This is a genomic window from Kushneria sinocarnis (assembly GCF_003633775.1).
GTDB classification, from domain to species: Bacteria; Pseudomonadota; Gammaproteobacteria; order Pseudomonadales; family Halomonadaceae; genus Kushneria; species Kushneria sinocarnis.
In genome coordinates this window covers 447,282-470,616 of record NZ_RBIN01000001.1, presented here as the reverse complement: position 1 = coordinate 470,616, position 23,335 = coordinate 447,282, and the positions used below count along the sequence as shown (strand labels likewise).

Below are 23,335 nucleotides of genomic sequence, written 5' to 3'. Positions count from 1 at the left end.
ACTCCTTGATGAGACCTTGCCGAAGATTCGGCGGTGCTTCGTGCTTTCACGTTGCCGCATCGTCAGGCGGCTGTTCGGACGAGGCCGCTTTCGGCCGGCCGGTCCGGCTGTGACACGGCCCGGCCGTGCCTTCGCTGCCGGCCACACCCCGCGCCGGCACCGAGATGCCCCGTCATGCCACGCGGCCGTGGGGGCCCCACCGTTCAAAGCGATACGCCGCGTTTCCAGGGAATGAAGTCCTGCTGATCAAGCCGCACCGCGCAGCTGCGATAGCGTCCGGAGGCCGCGTCGAGACACAGCGTCAGCAGCTCGTCGGCCAGCTCATCGATGCCGGCACGCCCCTCGACGATCGGCCCGGCGTCGAAATCGATGGCATCGTGCATGCGCGTGGCCAGCTCGCTGTTGCTGGCAATCTTGAGCACCGGCGCCACCGGGTTGCCGGTCGGTGTGCCCAGCCCGGTGGTAAAGAGCATCAGGTTGGCGCCGGAGCCCGCCATGGCCGTGGTCGATTCGACATCGTTGCCCGGCGTACAGAGCAGGCTCAGGCCCGGCCGGCGGACCGGCTCGGTGTAATCGAGCACGTCCACGATCGGGCTGTCGCCGCCCTTTCGGGCCGCGCCGGCCGATTTCATCGCATCGGTGATCAGCCCGTCGCGGATGTTGCCGGGCGAAGGGTTCATCGAGAAATCGGCGCCCACCGCCCCGGCGTGGCGCTGATAGGCCGCCATCAGCTCGCGAAAGCGTTCGGCCGTCTCATCGCTGACACAGCGGCTGCGGAGTTCGTGCTCGACGCCGCACAGCTCGGGAAACTCGCTCAGCAGGCCCGAGCCCCCCAGCGCCACCAGCCGGTCCATCACCGCCCCCACCAGCGGGTTGGCGGAAATGCCCGAGAAGCCATCCGAGCCGCCGCACTCCACGCCGAGCACCAGCTTCGACAGCGGCGCCGGCCGGCGCTCGTTGCGGTTGGCCCGGCGCAGGCCGTCGAAGATCGCCGTCAGCGTCTCGCGCAGCAGGGTTTCCTCATCGCCCAGCGCCTGCTGCTCGAAGAACTCCACCGTGCGCACGCCCTCGGGGTCGTGCTCGGCCAGTGCTTCCTGCAGCAGACCGGCCTGGGCGTTCTGGCACCCCAGACTCAGCACGGTGGCCCCGGCTACGTTGGGATGGCAGATGTAGCCGGCCAGCAGCTGACACAGCGCCCGGGCATCCTCGCGGGTCCCGCCACAGCCCAGCGAATGGGTCAGAAAGCGCACGCCGTCGACATTGGGAAACGGCCGCTCGAGCGCCGGTGCCTCCTCTGCCGCCTCAGGCATGGCCTCGCCATGCAGCAGCGAGCGCGCCATGTGCTTGTAGCGCCGGTGCGGGTCATCCCCCAGCGCCTCGCGCACGCACTCGCGCAGTACCTCGATGTTGCGGTTTTCGCAGAACACCAGCGGCACCACCAGCCAGTAGTTGGCGGTGCCCACCTTGCCATCCGCGCGGTGATAGCCCTCGAAGGTGCGCCCGGCAAAGGCGCTGACATCGGGCGCCTGCCAATCGCGGCGTCGCGTCCCATCGCGCGCGCTGTCGGTGGTGTGTTCGATATTGCCGGTCGCGATCACCCCGCCCGACGGAATCGGCCGGGTGGCGCGTCCCACGGTCACGCCATACATGATCACGGTATCGCCGGGCGAGAGCGCCTCAAGAGTGAACTTGTGCTTGCGCCCGACCGCTTCGGCCAGGGTGATGTCGAGCCCCGCCTCCTCGATGCGGGTGCCGGCCGCCAGATCGACCAGCGCCACGCACACGTTGTCGTCACGGTGGATGCGCAGGCTTCTGCGCGGTGTCTGAGTCGCTATCATGTCGCTCATGACGTGGCTCCCGCGCTCGCAGGTGACTGTTCGCCGATCTCGACCATGCCCTTGATCACGCCGTGGGCCGGCTCGCACCAGCGCGCCATGGAGTCCGGCATGTCATCCAGGGCGCAGCGGTGGGTAATCATCGCCTGCTCATGCAGCCGGCCGGCCTCCATCTCGGCCATGACGGCCGAGAAGTCCTCGCGGGTGGCATTGCGGCTGCCCAGCAGGGTTAGCTCCCGGCGATGGAAATCCGGATCATGGAAGGTGATGTCCGCCCGCACCACACTGACCAGCACGTAGCGGCCGCCATACCCGGCAAAATCGAAACCGCGGTTCATGGCAGCCGGATTGCCGGTGGCATCGAACACGACGTCACCCAGCGCCCCCTCGGAGAGTGCTTCCAGCGCAGCTACGACATCATCCTCGGTGGCGTGGCAGGTCTCCTCGACTCCCAGCTCTTCAGTACAGAAGGCAAGACGCTCACGATTGGTGTCGATCACCATCACCCGGGCGCCGCGGCTGCGGGCGAACTGAATGACCCCCATGCCGATCGGCCCGGCGCCGACCACCACCGCCAGCTCGTCGGCGGCCAGCGCGCTGCGCCTGACCGCATGGGCACCGATGGCCAGGCACTCCACCAGCGCCAGCTGGTCGATGCTCAGTATCTCCGAGGTCAGCAGATGGCGCGTTGGTACCACCAGTGCCTCCGCCATGCCGCCATCGCGATGCACGCCGATCACCTCGAGCCGCTGGCAGCAGTTGGTGCGCCCGCGCCGGCAGGCCGCGCACTCGCCGCAGTGCAGATAGGGAATCACGCAGGCATGGTGGCCGATCAGCCCGCGATCGGCCGCGTCGCCGGTGGCGGTCACGCATCCGGACAGCTCGTGACCGAGCACCCGGGGGTAGCTGAAATAGGGCTGGTTGCCGCCGAAGGCGTGGATATCGGTGCCACAGACCCCGATCCGGCGCATTTCCAGCAGCGCCTCCCCCGGCCCGTACTCGGGATACTCCCGCTCGACCAGGGTCATGTGCCCCGGGGCCATACACTCCAGTACACGCATCGCCTCACTCCGCTGAAACCGTCGCGTCAATGGCCTGACCAATAAACCGATAGTGCGTCGCCGTGCTCGGCAGCTCAATTAACCGATCGGCTATAAGACCAAGGCCGGAGGGGGCAATGCCTGCAGGCGGGCAACACGGGAAGGGTCGGCAGGCAGGCCGAAGCCTGCCCGCCGCCGACCGGTCAGCGATGCCAGAGGATCAGGCCGGGGAAGAGGACAAACAGCGCCAGCAGTGCCAGCAGCGTGAGGTAGTACGGAATCAGGGCACGGGAGAGCCGCTCCATGCTGACATTGCCCACGCCGCAGCCGACATAGAGCACCGTGCCCACCGGTGGCGTGATCAGGCCGATCCCGAGGATGAACGACATCAGCACCCCGAAGTAGACCGGGTCGATGCCCAGCTTCACCACCACCGGGGTCATCAGCGGCGCCAGGATCACCATGGCCGGGGTCAGGTCCATGAAGAAACCGACCACCAGCAGGAACAGCGTGATGATGCCCAGCATCGCCAGCCGGTTCTCGGTCAGCGAGGTCAGCACCTCAACGATCTGCTGCGGCACCATGTTGGCGGTCAGAAGCCATGCCAGCACGTTGGCGAACGCCAGCAGCAGCAGCACCAGCCCGGTCAGCTTGCCGGTATTCATGCACAGCTCGAACAGCTTCTTCACGGTGAGGCTGCGATAGAGGAAGACCGACACCAGCACGGCGTAGATCAGCGCAATCGCCGAGCTCTCGGTGGGAGTGAAGACGCCGCTGAGGATGCCGCCGACGATGATGATCGGCAGCAGCAGGGCCGGAAAGGCGGAATAGAAGGCGTGCCACAGCTCGCTGAGCGAGAAGGACTGCGCCTTGCCGCTGGCGCGCGAGGTCAGCCAGGTGGTCAGCATCAGCCCGATGGTGATCATGATCCCCGGCACGATGCCGGCCAGGAACAGGCTGGAGATCGATGTGCCCGTCACCACGCCGAACAGGATCATCGGGATCGAGGGCGGCACGATGATGCCCACCACCGAGGCCGCCACGATGATCGCCGTGGCCGCGCCGGCGGAGTAGTTGTGACGCTTCATCGGATCGATCAGCATGCTGCCGATGGCCGAGGCATCGGCCACCGCGGAGCCGCTGATGCCGCCGAAGAACATCGAGGTCAATACCGCGATCTGCCCCAGCCCGCCGGCCACGAAACCGACCAGCGCACTGGCCAGCCGGACCAGCCGGGAGGCGATGCCGCCGTGGCTCATCACCTCGCCCACCAGGATGAACAGCGGAATCGCCAGCAGCGGGAAGGAGTCCAGCCCGTTGACGGCCTGCTGGATGATCGGCGACAGCGCGTAGTCGTAGTGCCAGATCAGATAGACGCTGATCGCCCCCAGCGCGATCGCGATCGGCACGCCGATGGCGATCAGCGCCAGCAGGCCGATGAGGATGCTCAGCATGAACATGTTTCAGTGCTCCTTCTTCAGCCCGGCGCCCAGCCGCAGCAGGTCCAGGGTATTGGCCAGGAACATCAGCACGGCGAAGACCAGCATGGCCACGAACATCCAGGTATGCGGAATGCCCAGAATCGGCGTGAAACTGACAAAGCCGGCCAGCACATCCTGCCAGGCCAGAAAGATCACGATGCAGATGGCGTAGATCACCAGGATCCGGATCAGGTCGAAGAGCCGGCCGACCACCGCCGGCACCCGCTCGCGGACGAACTCCAGGGTCACGTTCTCGTTGCCCAGGCAGGCCACGCCCGCCCCGAGCAGCACCGTCCAGATGAAGAAGAAACGCGACATCTCCTCGGCCCAGGGATAGGAGCTGTTGAGCACGAATCGCCCGAACACGTTGGCCGAGACACAGAAGAACACGGCGATGGTCAGAAGCCCCACGATGACGAGGAGAAACTTGCGCATGTAGTCGAGGCCCCTTTCGACCCCGCCGATGAAGCCCCGCTTGTCGGATCGCCCGTTACTCATAGCAGATCGCCACTGTTGAATAGCTCATGAAGCCCGGCGGGCCGTATCCGTTCAGACGCCAGCCCGGGGCTGACATCTGCCGTACCGACAGCGGCCACCCGTCCGGAAGCCGGACGGATGACCGGATCCCTCCCGTGGCCTACTGCGTCATCTGGTGACCGGTGGCCTTCATGACATTGTCGAACAGCGGCTGGCCGATCTGGTCGCGATACTCCTCGTAGACGGGCAGCACCTTCTGGCGGAAGGCGTCACGCTGCTCGTCGGAGAGTTCGGTGATCTCCATGCCCTCTTCGCTGAGCTGCTGTTTGGCTTCCCGGTTCAGCTGACGGTTGACCTTGCGCTGATAGGTCTTCATCTCCTCGCTGGCATCCCGGATCAGCTGCTGGTAGGGCTGCGGCAGGCGCTCCCAGTAGCGCGACGACATCAGCGTGATGAAGGGCGTATAGACGTGATCGGTGGCCGTGGCGTGCGACTGCACTTCATAGAACCGCGACGACAGGATGGTGATCCAGGGGTTCTCCTGGCCGTCGACCGTGCCCTGATCCAGCGCGGTGAAGAGTTCGGCGAACGACATCGGGGTCGGGTTGGCGCCGAGGGTGCGCCAGATGTCCAGGTGAATGGGGTTCTGCATGGTGCGGATCTTCATCCCGCTGAGGTCGTCGGGCGAATCGACCACCCCGGTGCTGTCGGTCAGCTCGCGGTAGCCATTCTCCGACCAGCCCAGTGCGACCAGACCGTTGTTGTCATCGCTGATCTTCTTCAGCAGGCCCTGGCCGATATCACCATCGAGGACCTTGTCGGCCTGGTCATAGTCGTCGAACAGGAAGGGCAGATCGAACACCGCCAGCTTCGGTTCCATGTTGACCAGCGGCGAGGTCGACGGCGAGGTCATCTCCAGCGTGCCGGACTGCAGCGCACTGACCATCTTCAGGTCACCGCCCAGCTGGGCATTGGGGAAGATGTTGACCTTGACCTTGCCGTCACTGCGCTCCTCGACATACTTCTTGAAGTACTGCACCCCACGATACTGGCCACTCTCCTCGGTCAGCCCGATACCGAACTTGATGGTATAGGTCTTGTCGTCATCGGTGGTCACCTTGTCACCGGTCACCTCCGGCAGCGGCGGAAACTCGAGCGCCTGAGCGGCGGTCGCCATGGCGCCGGCGCCCAGCGCACAGCTCAGGGCGAGCGGCTTGAGAATGGCTCTGATTGTCATGTTCTGTCTCCGTGAAGCAAATAAAGGCAGTCGAAAACGGGCCGCCAGCATGATCCGGCAGACGCCATGTCCCGGCCGGTCACCCGCCGGCCGTGGCACGCCTGGCAACGGATCGGACGGCGGCCCCGGCATGCCATTTCCCGCAGTGCAGTGCCTGTACCGGTGAAGCACCCGGCCACCGGAGTCGTCAGCCTGATCGCCCCCTGCGCGCTTCGATCAATGGCCTGACCACTGGGCTCACAATGGTCGACTCCCGGGGGCCGCTCAATTGATCAATCGGCTATGAGACCAAGGTGGCAGCCGGGCCGAGCGGCCATGACCGCTCATGACAGTGCCCCACCCGCCGGGCGGATGGGGCACTCATGCAGGATCGACGCCGCCGGCCGTCAGCCGGTCGTTTCACGATGGCGATAGCGTTCGCGGGAGTGCGGATGCATCTCGATCGAGAAGCCCGCCCGGCGCGGGGGCCAGTAGGCCGCATCGTGCACGTTGCACGGGTCGAGAAAGTGCTCGTGGAGGTGATCGACATACTCGAGGATGCGCCCCTCCTTCGTACCGGAGATGCAGAGGTAATCGATCATCGAGAAGTGCTGGACATACTCGCTCAGCCCCACCCCGCCGGCATGCGGGCAGACCGGCAGCTCGTACTTCGCCGCCATCAGCATCACCGCCAGCGCCTCGTTGAGACCGCCGAGACGACCGGCATCGAGCTGCACCAGATCGAGCGCCCCTCCGGCAATGAACTGCTTGAACATCACCGCGTTCTGACACATCTCGCCGGTGGCCACCCGGATCGGCGCCACCGCCTCGCGAATCCTCCGGTGGCCGGCGATGTCATCGGGACTGGTCGGTTCCTCGATGAACCACGGCCGGGCGAAGGCGAGCTCTTGCACCCGCTCGATCGCCTGATCGACCTCCCAGACCTGGTTGGCATCGATCATCAGCACGCCCTCTTCGCCCAGCGCCTCGCGGGCGATGGTGAGCCGGCGGATGTCATCCCCGGGGTGACCGCCCACCTTGAGCTTGAGGTGGGTGAAGCCCGCCTCGATCGCCTCCCGGCAGAGCCGGCGCAGCTTGTCATCGTCATAGCCGAGCCAGCCGGCGGAGGTGGTGTAGCAGGGAAAGCCCTCCGCCTCGAGACGCGCCAGCCGCTCGGCCCGGCCGGGCTGCTGGCGGCGGAGGATTTCAAGCGCCTCCTCCGGCGTGATCACGTCGGTCAGAAAGCGGAAGTCGATACAGCGCACCAGCGCCTCCGGACTCATGTCGGCGATCAGCTGCCACAGCGGCTTGCCCTCGGCCTTCGCCCACAGATCCCAGACGGCGTTGATTACCGCGCTGGTGGCCAGGTGGATGATGCCCTTCTCCGGCCCGGTCCAGCGCAGCTGGCTGTCGCCCACCACGTGGCGCCAGAAGCCGGCCATGTCGGCGCGGATGTCATCCAGCGTCCAGCCCTGCACCCGCGGGGCCAGCGCCCCGATGGCGGCGCAGCAGAGCTCGTTGCCGCGCCCGCAGGTAAAGGTCATGCCATGCCCTTCCAGCGGATGGCCCTCGTCGTCACGGGCGTTCGTTTCGAGCACCACATAGGCGGCGGAGTAGTCGGGGGCCTCGTTCATCGCATCCGAGCCATCCCGCGAGGCCGAGGTGGGAAAGCGGATATCCTCGACCCGAAAGCCGGTGATCGTGGGATTGGCCATGCTCATCTCCCGCTGCGGGTGGCATCATTCACTCGCGCACTCAGGCCTGTACGGTACGCTGGCACTGTTCGCCCAGCCCCTCGATGCCGAGCCGCATGGTCTGGCCGGCCTGCAGAAAGACCTTCGGATTCTGCCCCATGCCCACCCCCGGCGGCGTGCCGGTGGAAATCACGTCTCCGGACTGCAGACTCATGAAGCGGCTGAGATAGGCGATCAGCTGCGGCACCTGGAAGACCATGGTCTCGGTCGAGCCGTCCTGGTAGCGGTGGCCGTCGACCTCCAGCCACATCCCCAGCCGGTGCGGATCGTGGATCTCGTCGGGCGTGACCAGCCAGGGCCCCAGCGGGCCGAAGGTATCGCATCCCTTGCCCTTGTCCCAGGTGGCGCCGCGCTCGAGCTGGAACTCCCGCTCGGAGACGTCGTTGGCAATGCAGTAGCCGGCCACATGCGCCATCGCCTCCTGCTCGTCGATGTAGCGCCCGGGTCGACCGATCACCACCGCCAGCTCGACCTCCCAGTCGGTCTTTGTCGAATCGCGCGGAATCTCGACGTTGTCGTTGGGGCCGCAGAGGGCACTGGTCCACTTGTTGAACACCACCGGCTCGGCGGGCAGTTCGGCGCCGGTTTCGGCGGCATGATCGGCGTAGTTCAGCCCGATGCAGATGAACTTGCCGACCCGGCCGACGCAGGGTCCCAGCCGCATGCCCTCATCGACTACCGGCAGCGTCATGGGGTCGAGTGCTGCCAGCGTGGCCAGCTGTTCCGGCAGCAGGGTCTCGCCGGCGATATCGCCCACGTGCCGGGAGAGATCGCGCACGCTGCCGTCGGCGGCGAGCACGCCCGGCTTCTCGTGGCCCCGCGAGCCATGGCGCAACAGTTTCATCGGACTTGTCTCCTTGGTTCCTGTCGGGGGATGGCCGGCGGGGCCGCGTGGCCCGTCCGGACACCGTGCACCAGCGCCTAGTTCGACCAGCCGCCGTCGATCATCTGGGTCGTGCCGGTAATGAAGGCCGCCTCGTCGCTGGCAAGCCAGGCCACCAGTGCCGCCACCTCCTCGGGCCGCCCCAGCCGGCCCATCGGCTGACGCGCCACGAATTCGTCATGCACCACCTGCTCGTCACGCCCCTGAGCGGCGGCCCGCTCGCGAATCCGCTCGCGCAGTGACGGGGAGTCGACCGTACCGGGGCAGATGGCATTGCAGCGAATGCCGCAGGTCATGTAATCGGCGGCCACCGAGCGGGTCAGCCCGATCACCGCGGCCTTGCTGGTACCGTAGGCGAAGCGATCCGGCACTCCCTTCACGCTCGAGGCCAGCGAGGCCATGTTGATGATGCTGCCGCCTCCGCGCTCGAGCATCAGCGGCAGAAAGGCCCGGATGACATAGAACATCGAGCGCACGTTGAGATTCAGGGAGAACTCCAGCGCGTGCTCGTCGCACTCGAGAATCGTGCCGTGATGAACGTAGCCGGCGCAGTTGAAGAGGATATCCACGCCGCCGAGCTCATCGGCCAGCGCGCGTACCGCGGCGTCATCGAGCACATCCAGCGCGCGCGTTTCCACGCCTGCGAGATCGCTCAGCCGAGCCGCCTCCCGATCGGTGGCAATGACCCGCGCGCCTTCGGCCGCCAGCCGTTCGGCGGCTGCCCGTCCGATGCCCTGGCCGGCTGCCGTGATCAGCGCCGTGCTGCCTGCCAGCCGCGCCTGCTGTGGCTGCATATCACTCCTCCCGCCCGACTCGACCGATGACCGTCCTCTGTCAACGATTTAATCAGACGGCCAATGGCCTGACCTTTAATCATTGGTCGCAACCACACAGGACCGCTAATATCGCAGAATATTGTGATTCAACAATCATCACAGGACTGCGCCATGCCGCTTCAGGCCATCCGCCAGCAACGGCTCTATCGCCAGATTGCCGATCAGCTTCATCAACTCATCGAGCGCGGCGAGTTTCCACCCGGCACCCTGCTGCCCCCCGAGCGTGAGCTGGCCCAGACCCTGGGCGTCAGCCGTGCCTCGGTACGCGAGGCGCTGATCGCGCTCGAGGTCATCGGCCAGGTCGAGGTCCGGGTCGGTCACGGGGTGCTGGTCGGGCCGCTGGTACCGCGGGGCGAACAGCCGGTACTGGGCGCCGCTGCCCGGCAGCACCCCTGGCAGCCCGATCCGGAGCTGATCGAGGCGTTCACCCTCGACCCGGAGACGGAAATTCCGCCTCATGCGCTACTGGAGGCCCGTCGGCTGGTCGAGCCGGAAGCCGCGGCGCTGGCCGCCGGGCAGATGTCGGAGGAGGCCCTGGCCGGCATCCGCGCGGCCTTTGAACGCAACGTGGCCGATAACAGCAGCGAGATCGACGCGCGTCAGCAGGGGCAGCCCTATGCCGCCAACCATACCGGTGACCGGCTGTTTCACATTCGCATCGCCGATGCCTGCGGCAACCCTGCCTACGCCCTGCTGATTCGCCACATCCTCGGTCACCAGTACGGCATCATGTTCCGCCGGCTGCAGGACCTGTATCTGACCACCGACATGAAGACGCGCTCGCAGCGCCAGCACCGCGAGATCCTCGAGGCCCTGGAGCGCCGCGACAGCGAAGGCGCCCGGCAGGCCATGCGCGCGCATCTCGACTATGTCATGCGGGTCTTCTTCGACAGCTGAAGCAGGCCGCGCTGCGCAGCGTTACCGGCCCCTCCCTTGAAACTGGCCATGCTGTCTCCACCCTGTGAAGGGAGAGTCAGGGATTCATCCGATCAGGAGAGATACCATGGAAACGGTTACCCTGCCGAACAGCGATCTGACCCCCAGCCGCATTGCCCTCGGGACCTGGGCCATCGGCGGCTGGATGTGGGGCGGTACCGACGAGAAACAGTCGATCGATACCATCCAGAGTGCCGTGGAACGCGGCATCACCTGCATTGATACCGCCGCGGTCTACGGCTTCGGCCGCTCCGAGGAAATCGTGGGGCGGGCGCTGAAGGAAGGCGGCATCCGCGATCAGGTGGTGCTGGCCACCAAGTGCGGGCTGAACTGGAATGACAACGGCCCCTATCGCGACGCCAGCCGCGCGCGCATCCAGAAGGAGGTCGAGGACAGCCTGCGCCGGCTGCAGACCGACCGGATCGATCTCTACCAGCTGCACTGGCCCGACCCGACCCGCGAGGTCAGCGAAGCCGCCGAGACCCTGCGCGAACTGCGCGAAGCCGGCAGGATCCGCGCCGTGGGCATCTCCAACTTCTCGGTCGAACAGATGCGCGAGTTCGAGAAGATCTGCCCGCTGTCGACCCTGCAGCCGCCCTACAACCTGTTCGAGCGCGAGATCGAACGCGACATCCTGCCGGCGGTACGCGAGGACAACGTGGGCACCCTGACCTACGGGGCGCTCTGCCGCGGACTGCTCTCCGGCAAGATGAAGCGGGATACGACGTTCGAGGGCGACGACCTGCGCAACAACGATCCCAAGTTCCAGCAGCCGCGCTTCGAGCAGTACATCAGCGCCGTCGAAAAGCTCGACGCCTATGCACAGGAGCACTACGGCAAGCGGGTGCTGCATCTGGCGCTGCGCTGGCTGCTCGATCAGCCCGGTGTCTCGGTGGCCCTGTGGGGCGCGCGCCGGCCGGATCAGCTCGACCCCGCCAACGAGGTGATGGGCTGGTCGCTCAACGATCAGGCGATGCGCGACATCAACGCCATTCTCGACGAGTGCATCACCGACCCGGTGGGGCCGGAGTTCATGGCGCCGCCGACGCGGGACGAAGCGGCATAAGGTGCCATGCAGGTCCTGCAGGGGGCATGGCACCGCCGACAAGAGCAGAGGTGTCATGATCGCGACTGAAGTCGCTCCTACGGGCCTGTGTCCCGGAGACCTGCAGCACATGTTCCGGGCACCCGCCGGAGCGGATTCAGAAGCGATGCAACAACCAACAGCCGAGTCGCACACAAGCCGCCCCTGCAAAACAGGCCCAGGGCACCCGTAGGAGTGGCTTCAGCCGCGATGCAACAACCGACAGCCGAGTCGCACACAAGCCGCACCTGCAAAACAGGCCCTGAGCCCCCCGTAGGAGCGGCTTCAGCCGCGATGGAGCAACCAACAGCCGAGTCGCACACAAGCCGCCCCTGCAGCATATGCCCCTTGGCACCTGTAGGAGCGGCTTCAGCCGCGATCCGGTCGGCGGTCGACTGACAAGCCGGCCACGCCGACTACACTGGGTACACCCGCGCCTGCGGGCGCCAGCACAAGCAAGTCACCGATTCGGACGACAAGGAGTCAGTCATCATGAGTCAGAGCCTTACCGGTATCCCCGTTGCCATTCTGGCCAGCGACGGATTCGAGGAATCCGAGCTGGCCGTACCGCGCACCATGCTCGATCAGGAAGGCGTTGAGGTTCACATCGTGGCCCCCGAGCACGGCACCATCCGGGCCTGGGCGGAAACGCAGTGGGGTGACGAGTACACCGTCGACAAGTCCCTCGATGAAGTCAGCTCCCACGACTATCACGCCCTGGTGCTGCCGGGCGGCGTGATCAACCCCGATACCCTGCGCACCAACGAGAAGGCGATGAGTTTCGTGCGCGGTTTCTTCGAGGAAGGCAAGCCGGTGGGCGCCATCTGTCACGCCCCCTGGATTCTGATCAGCGCCCAGGTGGTCGAGGGCCGTCGCATGACCTCCTACCCCACCGTGCGGCGCGATCTGGAAAACGCCGGTGCGAAGTGGGAAGACAGCGAAGTGGTCTGCGACAGCGCACTGGTCACCAGTCGCCGCCCCGGCGATCTGGATGCCTTCTGCGGCAAGCTGATCGAAGAGATCAAGGAAGGCCGCCACCGCAAGCAGCACGCCTGAGGCACCCTTTAAAGGGGCTCATTCGTAGCGTTCGTGCGGCTCTGCCGGATAGCACGAACGCCGCAGGAATTCAGACAGGGAGAACGTCGACATGACCGAACTGAAAGGCACCAGGGTCGCCATCCTGGCGACCGACGGTTTCGAGGAACTGGAACTCAGCGAACCGAAGAAGGCGCTGGAAGCGCAGAGCATGGAAGTTCATGTCGTGGCGCCGAAGAAGCACGGCATCCGCGCCTGGGCGAAGACCGACTGGGGCGATGACTACCCCGTCGACAAGGTGATCGACGAGGTCAGTGCCGAGGACTATCACGCCCTGGTGCTGCCGGGTGGCCTGTTCAACCCCGATGCACTGCGCACCGACGAGAAGGCGCTGAACTTCGTGCGTGCCTTCTTCGAGGCCGGCAAGCCGGTCGGGGCGATCTGCCATGCACCGTGGATCCTGATCAACGCCGAAGTGGTGGAAGGCCGTCGCCTGACCTCCGTGCATTCGATCGCCGATGATCTGAAGAATGCCGGCGCGAAGTGGGAAGACAGCGAAGTGGTCTGCGACAGTGCGCTGGTCACCAGCCGGACCCCGGCCGACCTGCACGCCTTCAACAACAAGCTGATCGAAGAGATCAAGGAAGGCCGTCACCGCGGTCAGCACGCCTGACTTCCGACCGCAGCGGCAGCTTTCCACGGGCGCTCATTCGAGCGCCCGTTTTGCATGCATGGCACGCCCGCGCGCCGTTACGGTCACAGGAGTGAACAACGACGCCCCGGGCGTCATGGATACCTTGCCAACGGAGCGAGACCTGCATGTCGATCATTCTGCTCGTCCTGCTGCTGCTGCTGGTGGCCGCCGGGACCGGGCTCGCTGCCCGCTTCCTGCCGTGGCTGCCGCTGCCGCTGTTGCAGATCGCCATGGGGGCGGCACTGGCCATGCCGGGTACCGGCTTCGATGTCGCGCTGAAGCCCGACATCTTCATGCTGCTGTTCGTCCCGCCGCTGCTGTTCGCCGATGCCTGGCGCTTTCCCCAGCGCGAACTGCTGTCGCTGCGCCGCCCGATCATTGCGCTGGCGCTGGGGCTGGTGCTGTTCACCGTGGCCGGCATCGGCTGGCTGGGGCATACCCTGCTGAACCTGCCGCTGCCGATCGCCTTCGCACTGGGCGCGATCCTCTCGCCCACCGATGCCGTGGCGGTCTCCGCCATCTCCGGGCGCCTGCCGATCCCGTCCCGGCTGATGCACATGCTCGAGGGCGAGTCGCTGATGAACGATGCCTCGGGGCTGGTGGCCTTCCGCTTCGCCGTGGCCGCGGCCCTGACCGGCACCTTCTCGCTGGGGGAGGCGACCCTGTCGTTTCTCGGCATCGCGCTGGGCGGCGGCATCATCGGCGCCCTGCTGGCCGTGGCCTTCAGCCTGGTCCGCCGTCAGCTGCTGGCGCTGCGCGGCACGGAGGCTTCCACCGAGATCGTGCTGCTGATGCTGGTGATGCCGTTTGCCGCCTACCTGCTGGCCGAGCACTTCGCGGTTTCCGGCATTCTGGCCGCGGTCACCGCCGGCATCACGCTCAACCGCACCGAGCTGCGCCACCATGACCAGACCCGCACCCGCATGCAGCTCGACAACCTCTGGGAGATGCTCGCCTTTGTCTTCAATGCCGTGGTCTTCCTGCTGCTGGGGTTGCAGCTGCCGCACATCATCGGCGATGCCCTGACCACCTCGGTGCTCGATGGCCGCAACTTCGGGCTGGGCACCCTGTCGCTCTACGTGCTGGGCACCACCGTGGTGCTGCTGGGGCTGCGGCTGCTCTGGGTGATCGGGGCCATTCAGCTGTCAAACCTCTCATCGCATCACCACGGCGACGCCCGGGTGCCGGCCTCGCCACGCGTGGTGGCGGTCGGCACCCTGGCCGGCATCCGCGGCACCATCACGCTGGCCGCTGCGCTCTCGCTGCCGGCGCAGCTGCCCGATGGCGGCCCGCTGCCGGGACGCGAGCTGGTGGTGTTCATCGCCGCCGGGGTCATCCTGGTGACCCTGGTGCTGGGCAGTGTCGGTCTGCCGCTGCTGCTGCGCGGGCTGGCCTCGACGCCTGATCACCGGCACTTCGAGGAGGAGCGCCGCGCCCGTCAGGCGGCCGCCCGGGCTGCCATCCGGGCACTGGAGCAGCACTGGCAGCAGCAGGACGACGAGGATGAGGATCAGGACCGGCGGGCCGCACTGGAGGCGGTCTCCAGCCGGCTGATCGACGGCTACCGCCGCCGCCTGACCATTGATGACCGCCATGCCCGCTCGCGGCGCTTCGAACACGACCGCGGCCTGCACCGTCAGGCCCGGCTGGCAGCACTGCGCGCCGAGCGCCAGGAGTACTACCGCCTGCGCCGGCGGGACCACATCGACGATCACACCCTGCGGCGGCTGGTCCACGAGCTCGATCTGGCCGAAATGGCGCTGCATGTCGGCAGGCACGGCGCACGCCGACGCCAGCTGCCCCCGGAAACCCCGGAGGATGATGAACCGCCTCATCCGTGAGTCCGGCCCGTCATGAGCCGGCAGCGCCGGGGCTGCCCGGCCGCTCCGGCCACCCGGCATGGCGCGCTGACATGCCGGTCCACGGCCGGGCGAATCTGACGTATGCTCGGCACCTGTGTTGTGTCACGACCCACTGCGGAGTTTCATGGACACCCTGCTGCTCGTTCTGATCCTGCTGCTCATCGCCTCAGCCACCGGGGTGGCGGCACGCTTTCTGCCTGCGCTGCCCATACCGCTGGTGCAGATCGCCTTCGGTGCCCTGCTCGCCTGGCCGGCCATCGGCCTGCACGTCGAGCTCGAACCGGAGATCTTTTTGCTGCTGTTCATCGCGCCGCTGCTGTTCTCCGATGCCCGGCGCTTCCCCCAGCGCGAGTTCATGGTGCTGCGCGGTCCCATCCTGGCGCTGGCGCTGGGACTGGTGCTGTTCACGGTGCTCGGGGTGGGCTATTTCATCCACTGGCTGCTGCCGGGGCTGGCACTGCCGATCTGTTTTGCGCTGGCGGCAATCCTCTCGCCCACCGATGCCGTGGCGGTGTCGGCGATTTCCGGCCGGCTGCCGGTGCCGCCGCGGCTGATGCACATCCTGGAAGGCGAATCGCTGATGAACGACGCCTCCGGGCTGGTCGCCTTCAAGTTCGCCGTCGCCGCAGCGCTGACCGGCACCTTCTCGCTGGCGGGCGCCACCCTGAGCTTTTTCATCATCTCGCTCGGCGGGCTGCTCATCGGTGCCGCCGTGGCCTGGCTGTTCAATCTGGTCCGCACCCGTCTGATCGAGCACCATCTGGGTGAAGCCACCACCATCCAGATCATCCTGCTGCTGCTGCTGCTGCCCTTCGCCGCCTTTCTGATTGCCGAGCACCTGGGCTGCTCGGGGATTCTGGCCGCGGTCGCCGCGGGCATGGTGATCAATCGCGCCGACCTCAAGCGCGAAAGCCAGCTCAACACCCGCATGCAGGCCCAGAGCGTCTGGGAGATGGTGGAGTTCGTGCTCAATGCGCTGGTCTTCCTGCTGCTCGGCTTCCAGCTGCCGGAGATCATCGGCGGCGCGCTGAGCCACTCGCTGCACGACGTCGGCGATCACGAGTTCCTGCGCCTGCTGGGCTATGTGGTGGTGATCTCGGTGGCACTGCTGGTGTCGCGTTTCGTCTGGATTCTCGGCGCCACCGCCGTCTCGCATCAGCTCTCGCGGCTGCGCCACCCCGAGCGCCATGATCGCTTCGCCTCGATGCGGGTGATCCTGGCGGCCACCCTGGCCGGCATTCGCGGCACCATCACCCTGGCCGCGGCGCTGTCACTGCCCCAGCTGATGAACGATGGCACGCCCTTCCCGGCCCGGGAGCTGCTGATCTTCCTCGCTACCGGGGTGATCCTGTTCACCCTGCTGACCGGCAGCATCGGACTGCCGCTGCTGCTGAAGAATCTCGATCTGCCCCGCGATACCCACGAGTTCGAGGAGGAGCGCCGCGCCCGCATCGCCGGCGCCGAGGCCGCGATCCATCGCATCGAACGCTATCACCATGATCGCAATCTCGATTTCGCCCGCGAGCAGCACAACGAGGAGCTGCTGGTGGCCTTCAACGAGATCAGCGCCCGGCTGATGACCTACTACCGCCAGCGCCTGCAGCTCGGTGATCACGACACGCCCACGCCGCTGCTCGAGGCCACCCGCCAGCTCGAACGCGAGACCCGGCTGGAAGCGCTGCGCGCCGAGCGGCGCGAGTACTACAAGCTGCGCGGCCGCCACCGCATCAACGATGATGTGCTCAGACGCCTGGTGCGCGAGGTGGATCTGGCCGAGGCCGCGCTGACCGGGGCCGGCGGGTCTCAGGCCAGACACTGAGCCGAAAAGGGGTAGGCAACAGCGATTCAGAGCGGCAGCGTGCCCTGCTGCGGGGCGCTGCCCTGCTCGCCCGCCCCGGGGGCCTCGCGGGCAAGCCAGGCCATGATCACTTCAGTCACCCGGGCCTGCTCGGCTTCGCTCAGCGCCCGATCCGCTTCGATGCCGTGCCAGCGGGCCAGACAGCTGCGACAGCAGGTCGCCGTGGCATGCTGGGCGACAAACACCGGATGGCCGCGCCACGGGGTCTGGCGACCTTCATGGGGCGGCTCGGCAGGGGCGAGACGGTGGGCGATGAACTCCCGGGCATGGCGGCTCACGGTGGCGCGCCCGCGGTCCTCGAGATAGTCGCGCTCAGCCGGTTGCAGGTGAAAGCGCCGGCGAAACGACGAGCCGCGCAGGCGCTCGAGCAGGGTATCGATCTCATCCATGCTTCCAGTATGGCGCGCGTGTCCGCCACCGGGCCAGCGCAGCGAGCCCTCAGTGCCGCGCCATGATGGCAAAGAAGCGTTCGGTCACCTCGCGGGCTACCGGCCGGGTGCTCAGCGAGACCACCACGAACAGCGGCAGGTTGAGCAGCAGCCCCCAGAAGCCGGCGTGCACGCCCAGCGGATTGCGCCACACCAGGGTGCCAAGCAGCGTGACCGCGAAGCCGGCCAGAATCCCCGCGGTCACCCCGGCCGGGGTGGCACGGGGCCACAGGAACATGCCGATGAAGGCCGGCAGCACCTGGGCGGCAAAGCCCAGCCCGATCAGCAGGATCATCACCAGGTTGCCCGGCGAGGTGATCGCCAGCGGGGCCACGATCAGCGCCATGATCGCCAGCAGCAGCCAGCGCGCCAGCCGGGCGGTCGCCGCCTCGGACAGGCCCAGCGCCGGGCGCAGCACATCCCGCGCCCAGGTCACGGCGGTGGCATGAATGAAGGGCTCGCTGGAGGACATCGCTGCCGCCAGCGTGCCGGCGCCCAGCAGGCCTGCCAGCGCCGCCGGCATCGACTGCATCGCCATGGTCAGCGCCACGGTATCGGCACGCTCGAGTTGCGGCAGGGCGAAGATACCGATGAAGCCGACCACCACCATCGGCAGGATCACCACATAGTAGGTCGGCAGCCAGGTCGCGCTGCGCCGCAGCGTGGTCGGTGACCGCGCACTCATCCACTGCATCCACACCGGCGGCATGAACGACACCATCGACACCAGGATCGAGGTGGTCCAGAAGGCGAAGCTCATGCTGCCATCGGCACCGGGCAGGGTGAGAAACCCGGGGCGCTGGTCGGCCAGCCGGTCGAACACCGCGCCGAACCACCAGTCACCGCTGGCCTGATGGGTCGCCCAGAGCCCGATCAGCCAGGCGATCACCAGCATCAGTGCGCCCTGAAAGGCGTTGGTCATGCCGATCGCCCGCTGGCCGCTGAGCCACAGGTAGATCGCCATGATGCCCAGTACCACGCTCACGCCGGCCCAGCGCGGAATGGCGCCGCCGCTCATCACGTCGAGGATGTAGGCCGCGCCGATGGTCTGCAGCACGGCGTAGGCGAGCGTGCCGATCGACATCACCAGTGCGGCCAGTGCGCCCAGCTTCGGGCTCTGGTAGCGATCGCGGATGGCGTCCGCCTGGGTGACATGGCCGAAGCGCTCGCCCAGCGCCCACACCTTCGGGCCGAAGTACCACGCCACCATCGCCAGATAGCTTAAATAGATCACCACATAGAAGACCGGCACCCCCTTCGAGTATGCCCAGCCGGGCGCCCCCATGAAGGTGTAGGCGCTGATGCTGCCGGCACCGATCAGCAGATAGAGCACCACGCCGTTCATGCTGCGTCCGGCCACGCCCCACTCCTCCAGCCGCGCCATCGAACGGCCGCCGCGGGCGCGCACGCCAATGCACAGCGCCACCAGCAGATAGGTCAGGGTGATCGACAGGGCGACCGGGACATTCATGACGACCGCTCCCGTTGCACGCGCTCTTCGGGTTCCGCAGCAGGCGGGTCGGAGCGGGCCAGCCAGCGGTTGCCGAGCGCCATTACCGCCACGCTGGCCAGCACGATGCCATAGGCCCACAGCGCGATCAGCGGCAGCCCCAGCACGCGCACGGGCTGATTGACCAGCGCGATCACCGGCCAGCAGCCCGCGGCAATGATCAGAATGAAGGCGGCCAGCAGCAGCCAGCCGCGGCGGCTTGTCGGCCTCACGAATCTCGGTGGCATGCGCCCTCCCGTTGGCAATCAGGCGATGGCGCATGATAGCAGGCCACGGGCATGGCCTGTGTCGTGGCCATACCTGCTGCAAGGGCTCAGCCCCGCTCGCCCGCGCCCCCGGGCAGCACCCCGCGCAGCACGATGTGCTCGATGCTGGCGGCGGTCTCCTCCAGAAACGCCGGATCGGCCAGCGTGCGCCCGGAGAGGGCCTCCACCTGCACGGCGAAATCGGCGTAGTGCTGGGTGGCCCCCCAGAGCAGATAGATCAGGTGATGCGGATCGACCTCGATCAGCGCCCCGCGGGCCACCCAGCTGCGGATCACTTCGGTCTTCTCCTCCACCAGCGCGCGCAGCTCGCGATCCAGCGTCTGCTTCAGCAGCGGCGCGCCCTGCACCATTTCCAGACAGAACAGCCGCGAGGCCTCGGCACAGTCGCGGGAGAGTTCGAGCTTGGTGCGGATATAGCCGGAGATCGCCTCGGCCGGATCCTGATCCTCGCGAAAGGCGCGCATCGGCTCCAGCCAACTCTCCAGCAGTGCCTGCAGCACGGCAATGTAGAGCGCCTGCTTGCTGGCGAAGTGATAGAGCAGGTTGGACTTGGAAACGCCGGCCGTCTCGGCGATGCGGTCGAGGCGGGCCCCGCGCAGCCCGAAGCGGGAAAACAGCGACAGCGCCGCCTCGAGGATACGCTCCCGGCGGGCTTCGCTGGCCGCCGCGCGGGTGGTGGGAGTGGTCATGGCAGCTCCGGTTCGACAGTCATCGCAGGCTGCTGCCCTCTCATGAGCGCAGCGTGCAGGCATCCTACCACTCCCGCCCCGCCACCTCATGACACCGCTCAACCGACCGTCATGCACAAAAAGCATGCAACCGGACGCGACATTTCCCCATCGTGATGCCAACGGCCGCGAAAACTGGACCGTATGGTCCACAAGTCTGCCGAGAACCACCGACAAGCGGCTGATTCACCGGCACAAATCCCCACCTGGCACATGACTTGTTAGGCAAAGGGGGAGCTTGTCCGACACCCATGCATCCGCTTGCGGTCGTCTTCGCGGCTGACCGCCAGGAGGTTCTGATGAAACTCGGCGTTTTCATTCCCATCGGTAACAACGGCTGGCTGATCTCGCGCAATGCGCCCCAGTACATGCCCTCCTTCGATCTCAACCGGGAGGTGGTGCAGAAGGCCGAGCAGTACAATTTCGACTTCGCACTGTCGATGATCAAGCTGCGAGGCTTCGGCGGCGAGACCGAGTTCTGGGATCACAATCTCGAGTCCTTCACGCTGATGGCCGGGCTCGCCGCGGTCACCTCGAAGATCGACCTCTACGCCACCGCCGCCACCCTGGTCATGCCGCCGGCGATCGTGGCCCGCATGGCCGCGACCATCGACTCCATCGCGCCGGGCCGCTTCGGCATCAACCTGGTGACCGGCTGGCAGAAACCGGAGTACAGCCAGATGGGGCTGTGGCCGGGGGACGAGTACTTTGCCCGGCGCTACGATTACCTCGACGAGTACACCACCGTGCTGCGCGAACTGCTCGACACCGGGCAGAGCGACTTCAGGGGCGAGTTCTTCACCATGGACGACTGCCGGCTGAGCCCGCGTCCGCAGCAGCCCACCCGGCTGATCTGCGCCGGCCAGTCGGAAAAGGGCATGGCCTTCTCGGTGAAGCACGCCGACTACAACTTCTGCTTCGGCAAGGGCGTCAACACGCCCACCGCCTTCGCGCCCACGGTCGAGCGCATCAACCACGCCGCCGCCGAGGGCGGGCGCCGCATCGAATCGATGGTGCTGTTCATGGTGATCGCGGCCGCCACCGATGAAGAGGCCCAGGCGCGCTGGGAGCACTACAAGGCCGGCGCGGACGAACAGGCGCTGGCATGGCTGACCGACCAGGGCAGCAAGGACACGAAATCCGGCAGCGATACCAACGTGCGCCAGATGGCCGACCCCACCTCCGCCGTCAACATCAACATGGGCACCCTGGTGGGCTCGTACGAGCACGTCGCCGCCATGCTCGACGAGATCGACGCGGTGCCCGGGGCCGCCGGCGCGATGCTGGTCTTCGATGACTTCGTGCGCGGTCTGGAAGAGTTCGGCCGCCACGTGCAGCCGCTGATGAAGACCCGCGTCGCGACCGCTGCCGAGGAGGTGGTGTCATGAGCGGGCTGAATCATGCGCCGGTGGTGCGCTGCGGCGATACCGCCGCCCGCGCCGGCGACCTGCTGCTGCCGGGGCGCCCCGAGGCGCTGGCGATGGCGCCGGCCGAGAGCGCGCTGATCGTGGTCGACATGCAGAACGCCTACGCCTCGCCGGGCGGCTATCTCGATCTGGCCGGCTTCGATGTCTCCGGCACCCGGCCGGTGATCGAGCACACCGCGCGTGCCCTGCGCGCCGCCCGGCGCGCGGGGATGACGATCATCTTCTTCCAGAACGGCTGGGACCCGGAGTACGTCGAGGCCGGCGGGCCGGGTTCGCCCAACTGGCACAAGTCCAATGCGCTCAGGACCATGCGCGAGCGCCCGGAGCTCGCCGGCAGCCTGCTGACCCGCGGCAGCTGGGATTACGCGCTGGTCGACGAGCTTGTTCCGCAGCCCGGCGATGTGGTGATGGCCAAGCCGCGCTACAGCGGCTTCTTCAACACCCCGCTGGACAGCGTGCTGCGCGCCCGCGGCATCCGCAACCTGGTCTTCACCGGGGTCGCCACCAATGTCTGCGTGGAGTCCACCCTGCGCGACGGCTTCTTTCTCGAATACTTCGGCGTGGTACTGGAAGACGCCACCCACCAGGCCGGACCCCGCTCGGCGCACGAGGCCGCGATCTACAACATCGAAACCTTCTTCGGCTGGGTCTCGACCGCCACGGCCTTCGAGCAGGCGGTCGAGGCGGCCTGCCCTCCGGCGCGGGCCGGTGCCGATCGGCAACCGGCCTGACCACCCCTTCGTTCACCCTCACACCCCAGGGAGTTGCCCCATGCCACGACAGGCCATCATTCCCCCCGGCACCAGTGCCCCGATTGCCCCCTTCGTCCCCGGCGCGCTGGCCGACAACGTGCTCTATGTCTCCGGCACGCTGCCCTTCGATGAGCACAACGACGTGGTGCATCCCGGCGATGCCGCCGCCCAGACCCGCCATGTGCTGGACACCATCCAGCGCGTGGTGGAGAGCGCCGGCGGCAGCATGGCCGATGTCACCTTCAACTCGATCTTCCTCACCGACTGGGCCAACTACGCCGCGATCAACGAGGTCTATGCCGAATACTTCCCCGGTGACAAGCCGGCGCGCTACTGCATCCAGTGTGGGCTGGTCAAACCCGAGGCCCTGGTGGAAATCGCCTCGTTCGCGCATCTGCCGAGCTGAGCCGGAGCACGCGTCATGGCCGATCGCCCCGAACTCCACTACACCCTCCACGGGCGGCGCGACGACGCCGCTCCCGCCCTGCTGCTCTCTTCCGGGCTGGGGGGCGCCGGGCAGTTCTGGACACCCCAGCTCGAGGCCCTGGGGCGGAGCCACCGGCTGATCACCTACGATCACCGCGGCACCGGCAAGAGCCCCGGCCGGCTGCCCGCCGACTACAGCGTGACGGACATGGCGCAGGACGTGATCCGGCTGCTCGATGCGCTCGACATGCCGCGGGTGAGCTTCATGGGTCACGCGCTGGGCGGCCTGATCGGCCTCGAACTGGCCCACCTCGCGCCCGAGCGGCTCGATCAACTGGTGGTGATCAACGGCTGGGCCGCGCCCGACCCCCACACCGCACGCTGCTTTCGCACCCGCCTGACGCTGCTGGAGCAGGCCGGCATGGCCGCCTGGCTCGATGCCCAGCCGCTCTTTCTCTATCCCGCCGACTGGCTCTCGGCCAACGCCCGGCACATCGCCGAGGAAATTCACGCCGCGCTCGATCACCCCCCGGATGCCGACAACCTGCGCGCCCGGGTCGGGGCGGCCACCACCTTCGATCTGCGCGAGCGGGCGAGTGCCCTCGCCACCGAGACCCTCGTCATCGCCACCCGCGATGACCTGCTGGTGCCCTGGACCCGCGCCCGGGAGCTGGCCGACGCGCTGCCCCGGGCCCGCCTGGAGCTGCTCGACTACGGCGGCCACGGCGTCACGGTGACCGCTCCGGACACCGTCAACGCGCTGGTCACCGCTTATCTCACGACCTGAACCGCAGGCCCGACCTGCAA

The 23,335-nt window shown here is 67.0% G+C and carries 22 protein-coding genes; 10 read left to right on the top strand and 12 right to left on the bottom strand.

Annotation, left to right across the window (positions count from 1 at the left end):
- Nucleotides 1-203 precede the first annotated feature (203 nt).
- From C7446_RS02135 to C7446_RS02100, 8 genes are all read right to left on the bottom strand, one after another.
- Nucleotides 204-1,847 carry a UxaA family hydrolase gene (locus tag C7446_RS02135; protein ID WP_121170811.1) on the bottom strand — a complete coding sequence of 548 codons (1,644 nt, stop codon included), beginning with the start codon at nt 1,845-1,847 and terminating at the stop codon, nt 204-206.
- The gene (locus C7446_RS02130) at nt 1,844-2,896 is read right to left on the bottom strand and encodes a zinc-binding alcohol dehydrogenase family protein (protein ID WP_121170809.1); all 1,053 of its coding nucleotides are present in this window, start codon (nt 2,894-2,896) and stop codon (nt 1,844-1,846) included. Before C7446_RS02130 ends, C7446_RS02135 begins: the two co-directional genes overlap by 4 nt.
- A gap of 182 nt (nt 2,897-3,078) precedes the next feature.
- A complete protein-coding gene (locus tag C7446_RS02125; protein WP_121170807.1) occupies nt 3,079-4,335 on the bottom strand; it encodes a TRAP transporter large permease in 1,257 nt (418 codons plus the stop codon).
- A gap of 3 nt (nt 4,336-4,338) precedes the next feature.
- Nucleotides 4,339-4,791 (bottom strand): TRAP transporter small permease, encoded by a 453-nt coding sequence (locus tag C7446_RS02120; RefSeq protein WP_121171022.1) that lies wholly within the window; start codon nt 4,789-4,791, stop codon nt 4,339-4,341.
- A 202-nt stretch (nt 4,792-4,993) separates the two neighbouring features.
- Nucleotides 4,994-6,070, bottom strand: coding sequence for a TRAP transporter substrate-binding protein (locus tag C7446_RS02115; RefSeq protein WP_121170805.1), 1,077 nt, complete (start codon nt 6,068-6,070; stop codon nt 4,994-4,996).
- Between the two features lie 386 nt (nt 6,071-6,456).
- Nucleotides 6,457-7,764: an L-fuconate dehydratase gene (locus C7446_RS02110; RefSeq protein ID WP_121170803.1), complete on the bottom strand. Its 1,308-nt coding sequence runs from the start codon at nt 7,762-7,764 to the stop codon at nt 6,457-6,459.
- 40 nt (nt 7,765-7,804) lie between these two features.
- Nucleotides 7,805-8,647: a fumarylacetoacetate hydrolase family protein gene (locus C7446_RS02105; protein WP_121170801.1), complete on the bottom strand. Its 843-nt coding sequence runs from the start codon at nt 8,645-8,647 to the stop codon at nt 7,805-7,807.
- A 77-nt stretch (nt 8,648-8,724) separates the two neighbouring features.
- On the bottom strand, nt 8,725-9,480 hold the full coding sequence (locus C7446_RS02100; RefSeq protein ID WP_121170799.1) for an SDR family oxidoreductase: 756 nt from the start codon (nt 9,478-9,480) through the stop codon (nt 8,725-8,727).
- A 153-nt stretch (nt 9,481-9,633) separates the two neighbouring features.
- On the opposite strand from C7446_RS02100, the gene C7446_RS02095 reads away from it, so the two are divergent.
- From C7446_RS02095 to C7446_RS02070, 6 genes are all read left to right on the top strand, one after another.
- The gene (locus C7446_RS02095) at nt 9,634-10,419 is read left to right on the top strand and encodes a FadR/GntR family transcriptional regulator (protein ID WP_121170797.1); all 786 of its coding nucleotides are present in this window, start codon (nt 9,634-9,636) and stop codon (nt 10,417-10,419) included.
- A gap of 106 nt (nt 10,420-10,525) precedes the next feature.
- Complete coding sequence (locus tag C7446_RS02090; RefSeq protein ID WP_121170795.1) at nt 10,526-11,524, top strand: aldo/keto reductase; 999 nt, start codon at nt 10,526-10,528, stop codon at nt 11,522-11,524.
- Between the two features lie 510 nt (nt 11,525-12,034).
- A complete protein-coding gene (locus tag C7446_RS02085) occupies nt 12,035-12,598 on the top strand; it encodes a type 1 glutamine amidotransferase domain-containing protein (protein WP_121170793.1) in 564 nt (187 codons plus the stop codon).
- A gap of 91 nt (nt 12,599-12,689) precedes the next feature.
- Nucleotides 12,690-13,250: a type 1 glutamine amidotransferase domain-containing protein gene (locus tag C7446_RS02080; RefSeq protein ID WP_121170791.1), complete on the top strand. Its 561-nt coding sequence runs from the start codon at nt 12,690-12,692 to the stop codon at nt 13,248-13,250.
- Nucleotides 13,251-13,396: 146 nt separating this feature from the next.
- Nucleotides 13,397-15,112: a Na+/H+ antiporter gene (locus C7446_RS02075; protein ID WP_121170790.1), complete on the top strand. Its 1,716-nt coding sequence runs from the start codon at nt 13,397-13,399 to the stop codon at nt 15,110-15,112.
- A gap of 145 nt (nt 15,113-15,257) precedes the next feature.
- Nucleotides 15,258-16,952 carry a Na+/H+ antiporter gene (locus C7446_RS02070; RefSeq protein ID WP_121170787.1) on the top strand — a complete coding sequence of 565 codons (1,695 nt, stop codon included), beginning with the start codon at nt 15,258-15,260 and terminating at the stop codon, nt 16,950-16,952.
- 26 nt (nt 16,953-16,978) lie between these two features.
- Here the strand turns inward: C7446_RS02070 and C7446_RS02065 are convergent, their stop codons facing one another.
- The 4 genes from C7446_RS02065 to rutR all read right to left on the bottom strand — a co-directional run bounded on the left by C7446_RS02065 (nt 16,979) and on the right by rutR (nt 19,884).
- The gene (locus C7446_RS02065) at nt 16,979-17,380 is read right to left on the bottom strand and encodes a DUF4186 domain-containing protein (protein WP_121170785.1); all 402 of its coding nucleotides are present in this window, start codon (nt 17,378-17,380) and stop codon (nt 16,979-16,981) included.
- Between the two features lie 49 nt (nt 17,381-17,429).
- On the bottom strand, nt 17,430-18,890 hold the full coding sequence (locus tag C7446_RS02060; protein WP_121170783.1) for a sodium:solute symporter family protein: 1,461 nt from the start codon (nt 18,888-18,890) through the stop codon (nt 17,430-17,432).
- Nucleotides 18,887-19,156, bottom strand: coding sequence for a hypothetical protein (locus tag C7446_RS02055; RefSeq protein ID WP_121170781.1), 270 nt, complete (start codon nt 19,154-19,156; stop codon nt 18,887-18,889). The genes C7446_RS02060 and C7446_RS02055 overlap by 4 nt, the downstream gene beginning before the upstream one ends.
- An 86-nt stretch (nt 19,157-19,242) precedes the next feature.
- The gene (gene rutR / locus C7446_RS02050; protein WP_245977604.1) at nt 19,243-19,884 is read right to left on the bottom strand and encodes an HTH-type transcriptional regulator RutR; all 642 of its coding nucleotides are present in this window, start codon (nt 19,882-19,884) and stop codon (nt 19,243-19,245) included.
- 338 nt (nt 19,885-20,222) lie between these two features.
- Here rutR and rutA point away from each other — a divergent pair, with 338 nt between their 5' ends.
- The 4 genes from rutA to rutD are packed head-to-tail and all read left to right on the top strand — an operon-like array spanning nt 20,223 to nt 23,315.
- Nucleotides 20,223-21,311 carry a pyrimidine utilization protein A gene (gene rutA / locus C7446_RS02045; RefSeq protein WP_121170777.1) on the top strand — a complete coding sequence of 363 codons (1,089 nt, stop codon included), beginning with the start codon at nt 20,223-20,225 and terminating at the stop codon, nt 21,309-21,311.
- Nucleotides 21,308-22,081, top strand: coding sequence for a pyrimidine utilization protein B (gene rutB, locus C7446_RS02040; protein ID WP_121170775.1), 774 nt, complete (start codon nt 21,308-21,310; stop codon nt 22,079-22,081). Before rutA ends, rutB begins: the two co-directional genes overlap by 4 nt.
- A gap of 40 nt (nt 22,082-22,121) precedes the next feature.
- Nucleotides 22,122-22,508 (top strand): pyrimidine utilization protein C, encoded by a 387-nt coding sequence (gene rutC, locus C7446_RS02035; protein WP_121170773.1) that lies wholly within the window; start codon nt 22,122-22,124, stop codon nt 22,506-22,508.
- A 15-nt stretch (nt 22,509-22,523) separates the two neighbouring features.
- Nucleotides 22,524-23,315: a pyrimidine utilization protein D gene (gene rutD, locus C7446_RS02030; RefSeq protein WP_121170770.1), complete on the top strand. Its 792-nt coding sequence runs from the start codon at nt 22,524-22,526 to the stop codon at nt 23,313-23,315.
- Nucleotides 23,316-23,335: the final 20 nt, after the last annotated feature.

Excerpts from the sequence above, each read along its gene's own strand:
- C7446_RS02110 (WP_121170803.1), bottom strand. The coding sequence starts at position 7,764 with ATGGCCAATCCCACGATCACCGGCTTTCGGGTCGAGGATATCCGCTTT.
- C7446_RS02115 (WP_121170805.1), bottom strand. The coding sequence starts at position 6,070 with ATGACAATCAGAGCCATTCTCAAGCCGCTCGCCCTGAGCTGTGCGCTG.
- C7446_RS02120 (WP_121171022.1), bottom strand. The coding sequence starts at position 4,791 with ATGCGCAAGTTTCTCCTCGTCATCGTGGGGCTTCTGACCATCGCCGTG.
- C7446_RS02080 (WP_121170791.1), top strand. The coding sequence starts at position 12,690 with ATGACCGAACTGAAAGGCACCAGGGTCGCCATCCTGGCGACCGACGGT.
- C7446_RS02065 (WP_121170785.1), bottom strand. The coding sequence starts at position 17,380 with ATGGATGAGATCGATACCCTGCTCGAGCGCCTGCGCGGCTCGTCGTTT.
- rutB (WP_121170775.1), top strand. The coding sequence starts at position 21,308 with ATGAGCGGGCTGAATCATGCGCCGGTGGTGCGCTGCGGCGATACCGCC.
- rutD (WP_121170770.1), top strand. The coding sequence starts at position 22,524 with ATGGCCGATCGCCCCGAACTCCACTACACCCTCCACGGGCGGCGCGAC.
- rutC (WP_121170773.1), top strand. The coding sequence starts at position 22,122 with ATGCCACGACAGGCCATCATTCCCCCCGGCACCAGTGCCCCGATTGCC.
- C7446_RS02085 (WP_121170793.1), top strand. The coding sequence starts at position 12,035 with ATGAGTCAGAGCCTTACCGGTATCCCCGTTGCCATTCTGGCCAGCGAC.
- C7446_RS02055 (WP_121170781.1), bottom strand. The coding sequence starts at position 19,156 with ATGCCACCGAGATTCGTGAGGCCGACAAGCCGCCGCGGCTGGCTGCTG.
- C7446_RS02105 (WP_121170801.1), bottom strand. The coding sequence starts at position 8,647 with ATGAAACTGTTGCGCCATGGCTCGCGGGGCCACGAGAAGCCGGGCGTG.
- C7446_RS02100 (WP_121170799.1), bottom strand. The coding sequence starts at position 9,480 with ATGCAGCCACAGCAGGCGCGGCTGGCAGGCAGCACGGCGCTGATCACG.
- rutR (WP_245977604.1), bottom strand. The coding sequence starts at position 19,884 with ATGACCACTCCCACCACCCGCGCGGCGGCCAGCGAAGCCCGCCGGGAG.
- C7446_RS02060 (WP_121170783.1), bottom strand. The coding sequence starts at position 18,890 with ATGAATGTCCCGGTCGCCCTGTCGATCACCCTGACCTATCTGCTGGTG.
- C7446_RS02075 (WP_121170790.1), top strand. The coding sequence starts at position 13,397 with ATGTCGATCATTCTGCTCGTCCTGCTGCTGCTGCTGGTGGCCGCCGGG.
- C7446_RS02070 (WP_121170787.1), top strand. The coding sequence starts at position 15,258 with ATGGACACCCTGCTGCTCGTTCTGATCCTGCTGCTCATCGCCTCAGCC.
- C7446_RS02095 (WP_121170797.1), top strand. The coding sequence starts at position 9,634 with ATGCCGCTTCAGGCCATCCGCCAGCAACGGCTCTATCGCCAGATTGCC.
- rutA (WP_121170777.1), top strand. The coding sequence starts at position 20,223 with ATGAAACTCGGCGTTTTCATTCCCATCGGTAACAACGGCTGGCTGATC.
- C7446_RS02090 (WP_121170795.1), top strand. The coding sequence starts at position 10,526 with ATGGAAACGGTTACCCTGCCGAACAGCGATCTGACCCCCAGCCGCATT.
- C7446_RS02130 (WP_121170809.1), bottom strand. The coding sequence starts at position 2,896 with ATGCGTGTACTGGAGTGTATGGCCCCGGGGCACATGACCCTGGTCGAG.
- C7446_RS02125 (WP_121170807.1), bottom strand. The coding sequence starts at position 4,335 with ATGTTCATGCTGAGCATCCTCATCGGCCTGCTGGCGCTGATCGCCATC.
- C7446_RS02135 (WP_121170811.1), bottom strand. The coding sequence starts at position 1,847 with ATGAGCGACATGATAGCGACTCAGACACCGCGCAGAAGCCTGCGCATC.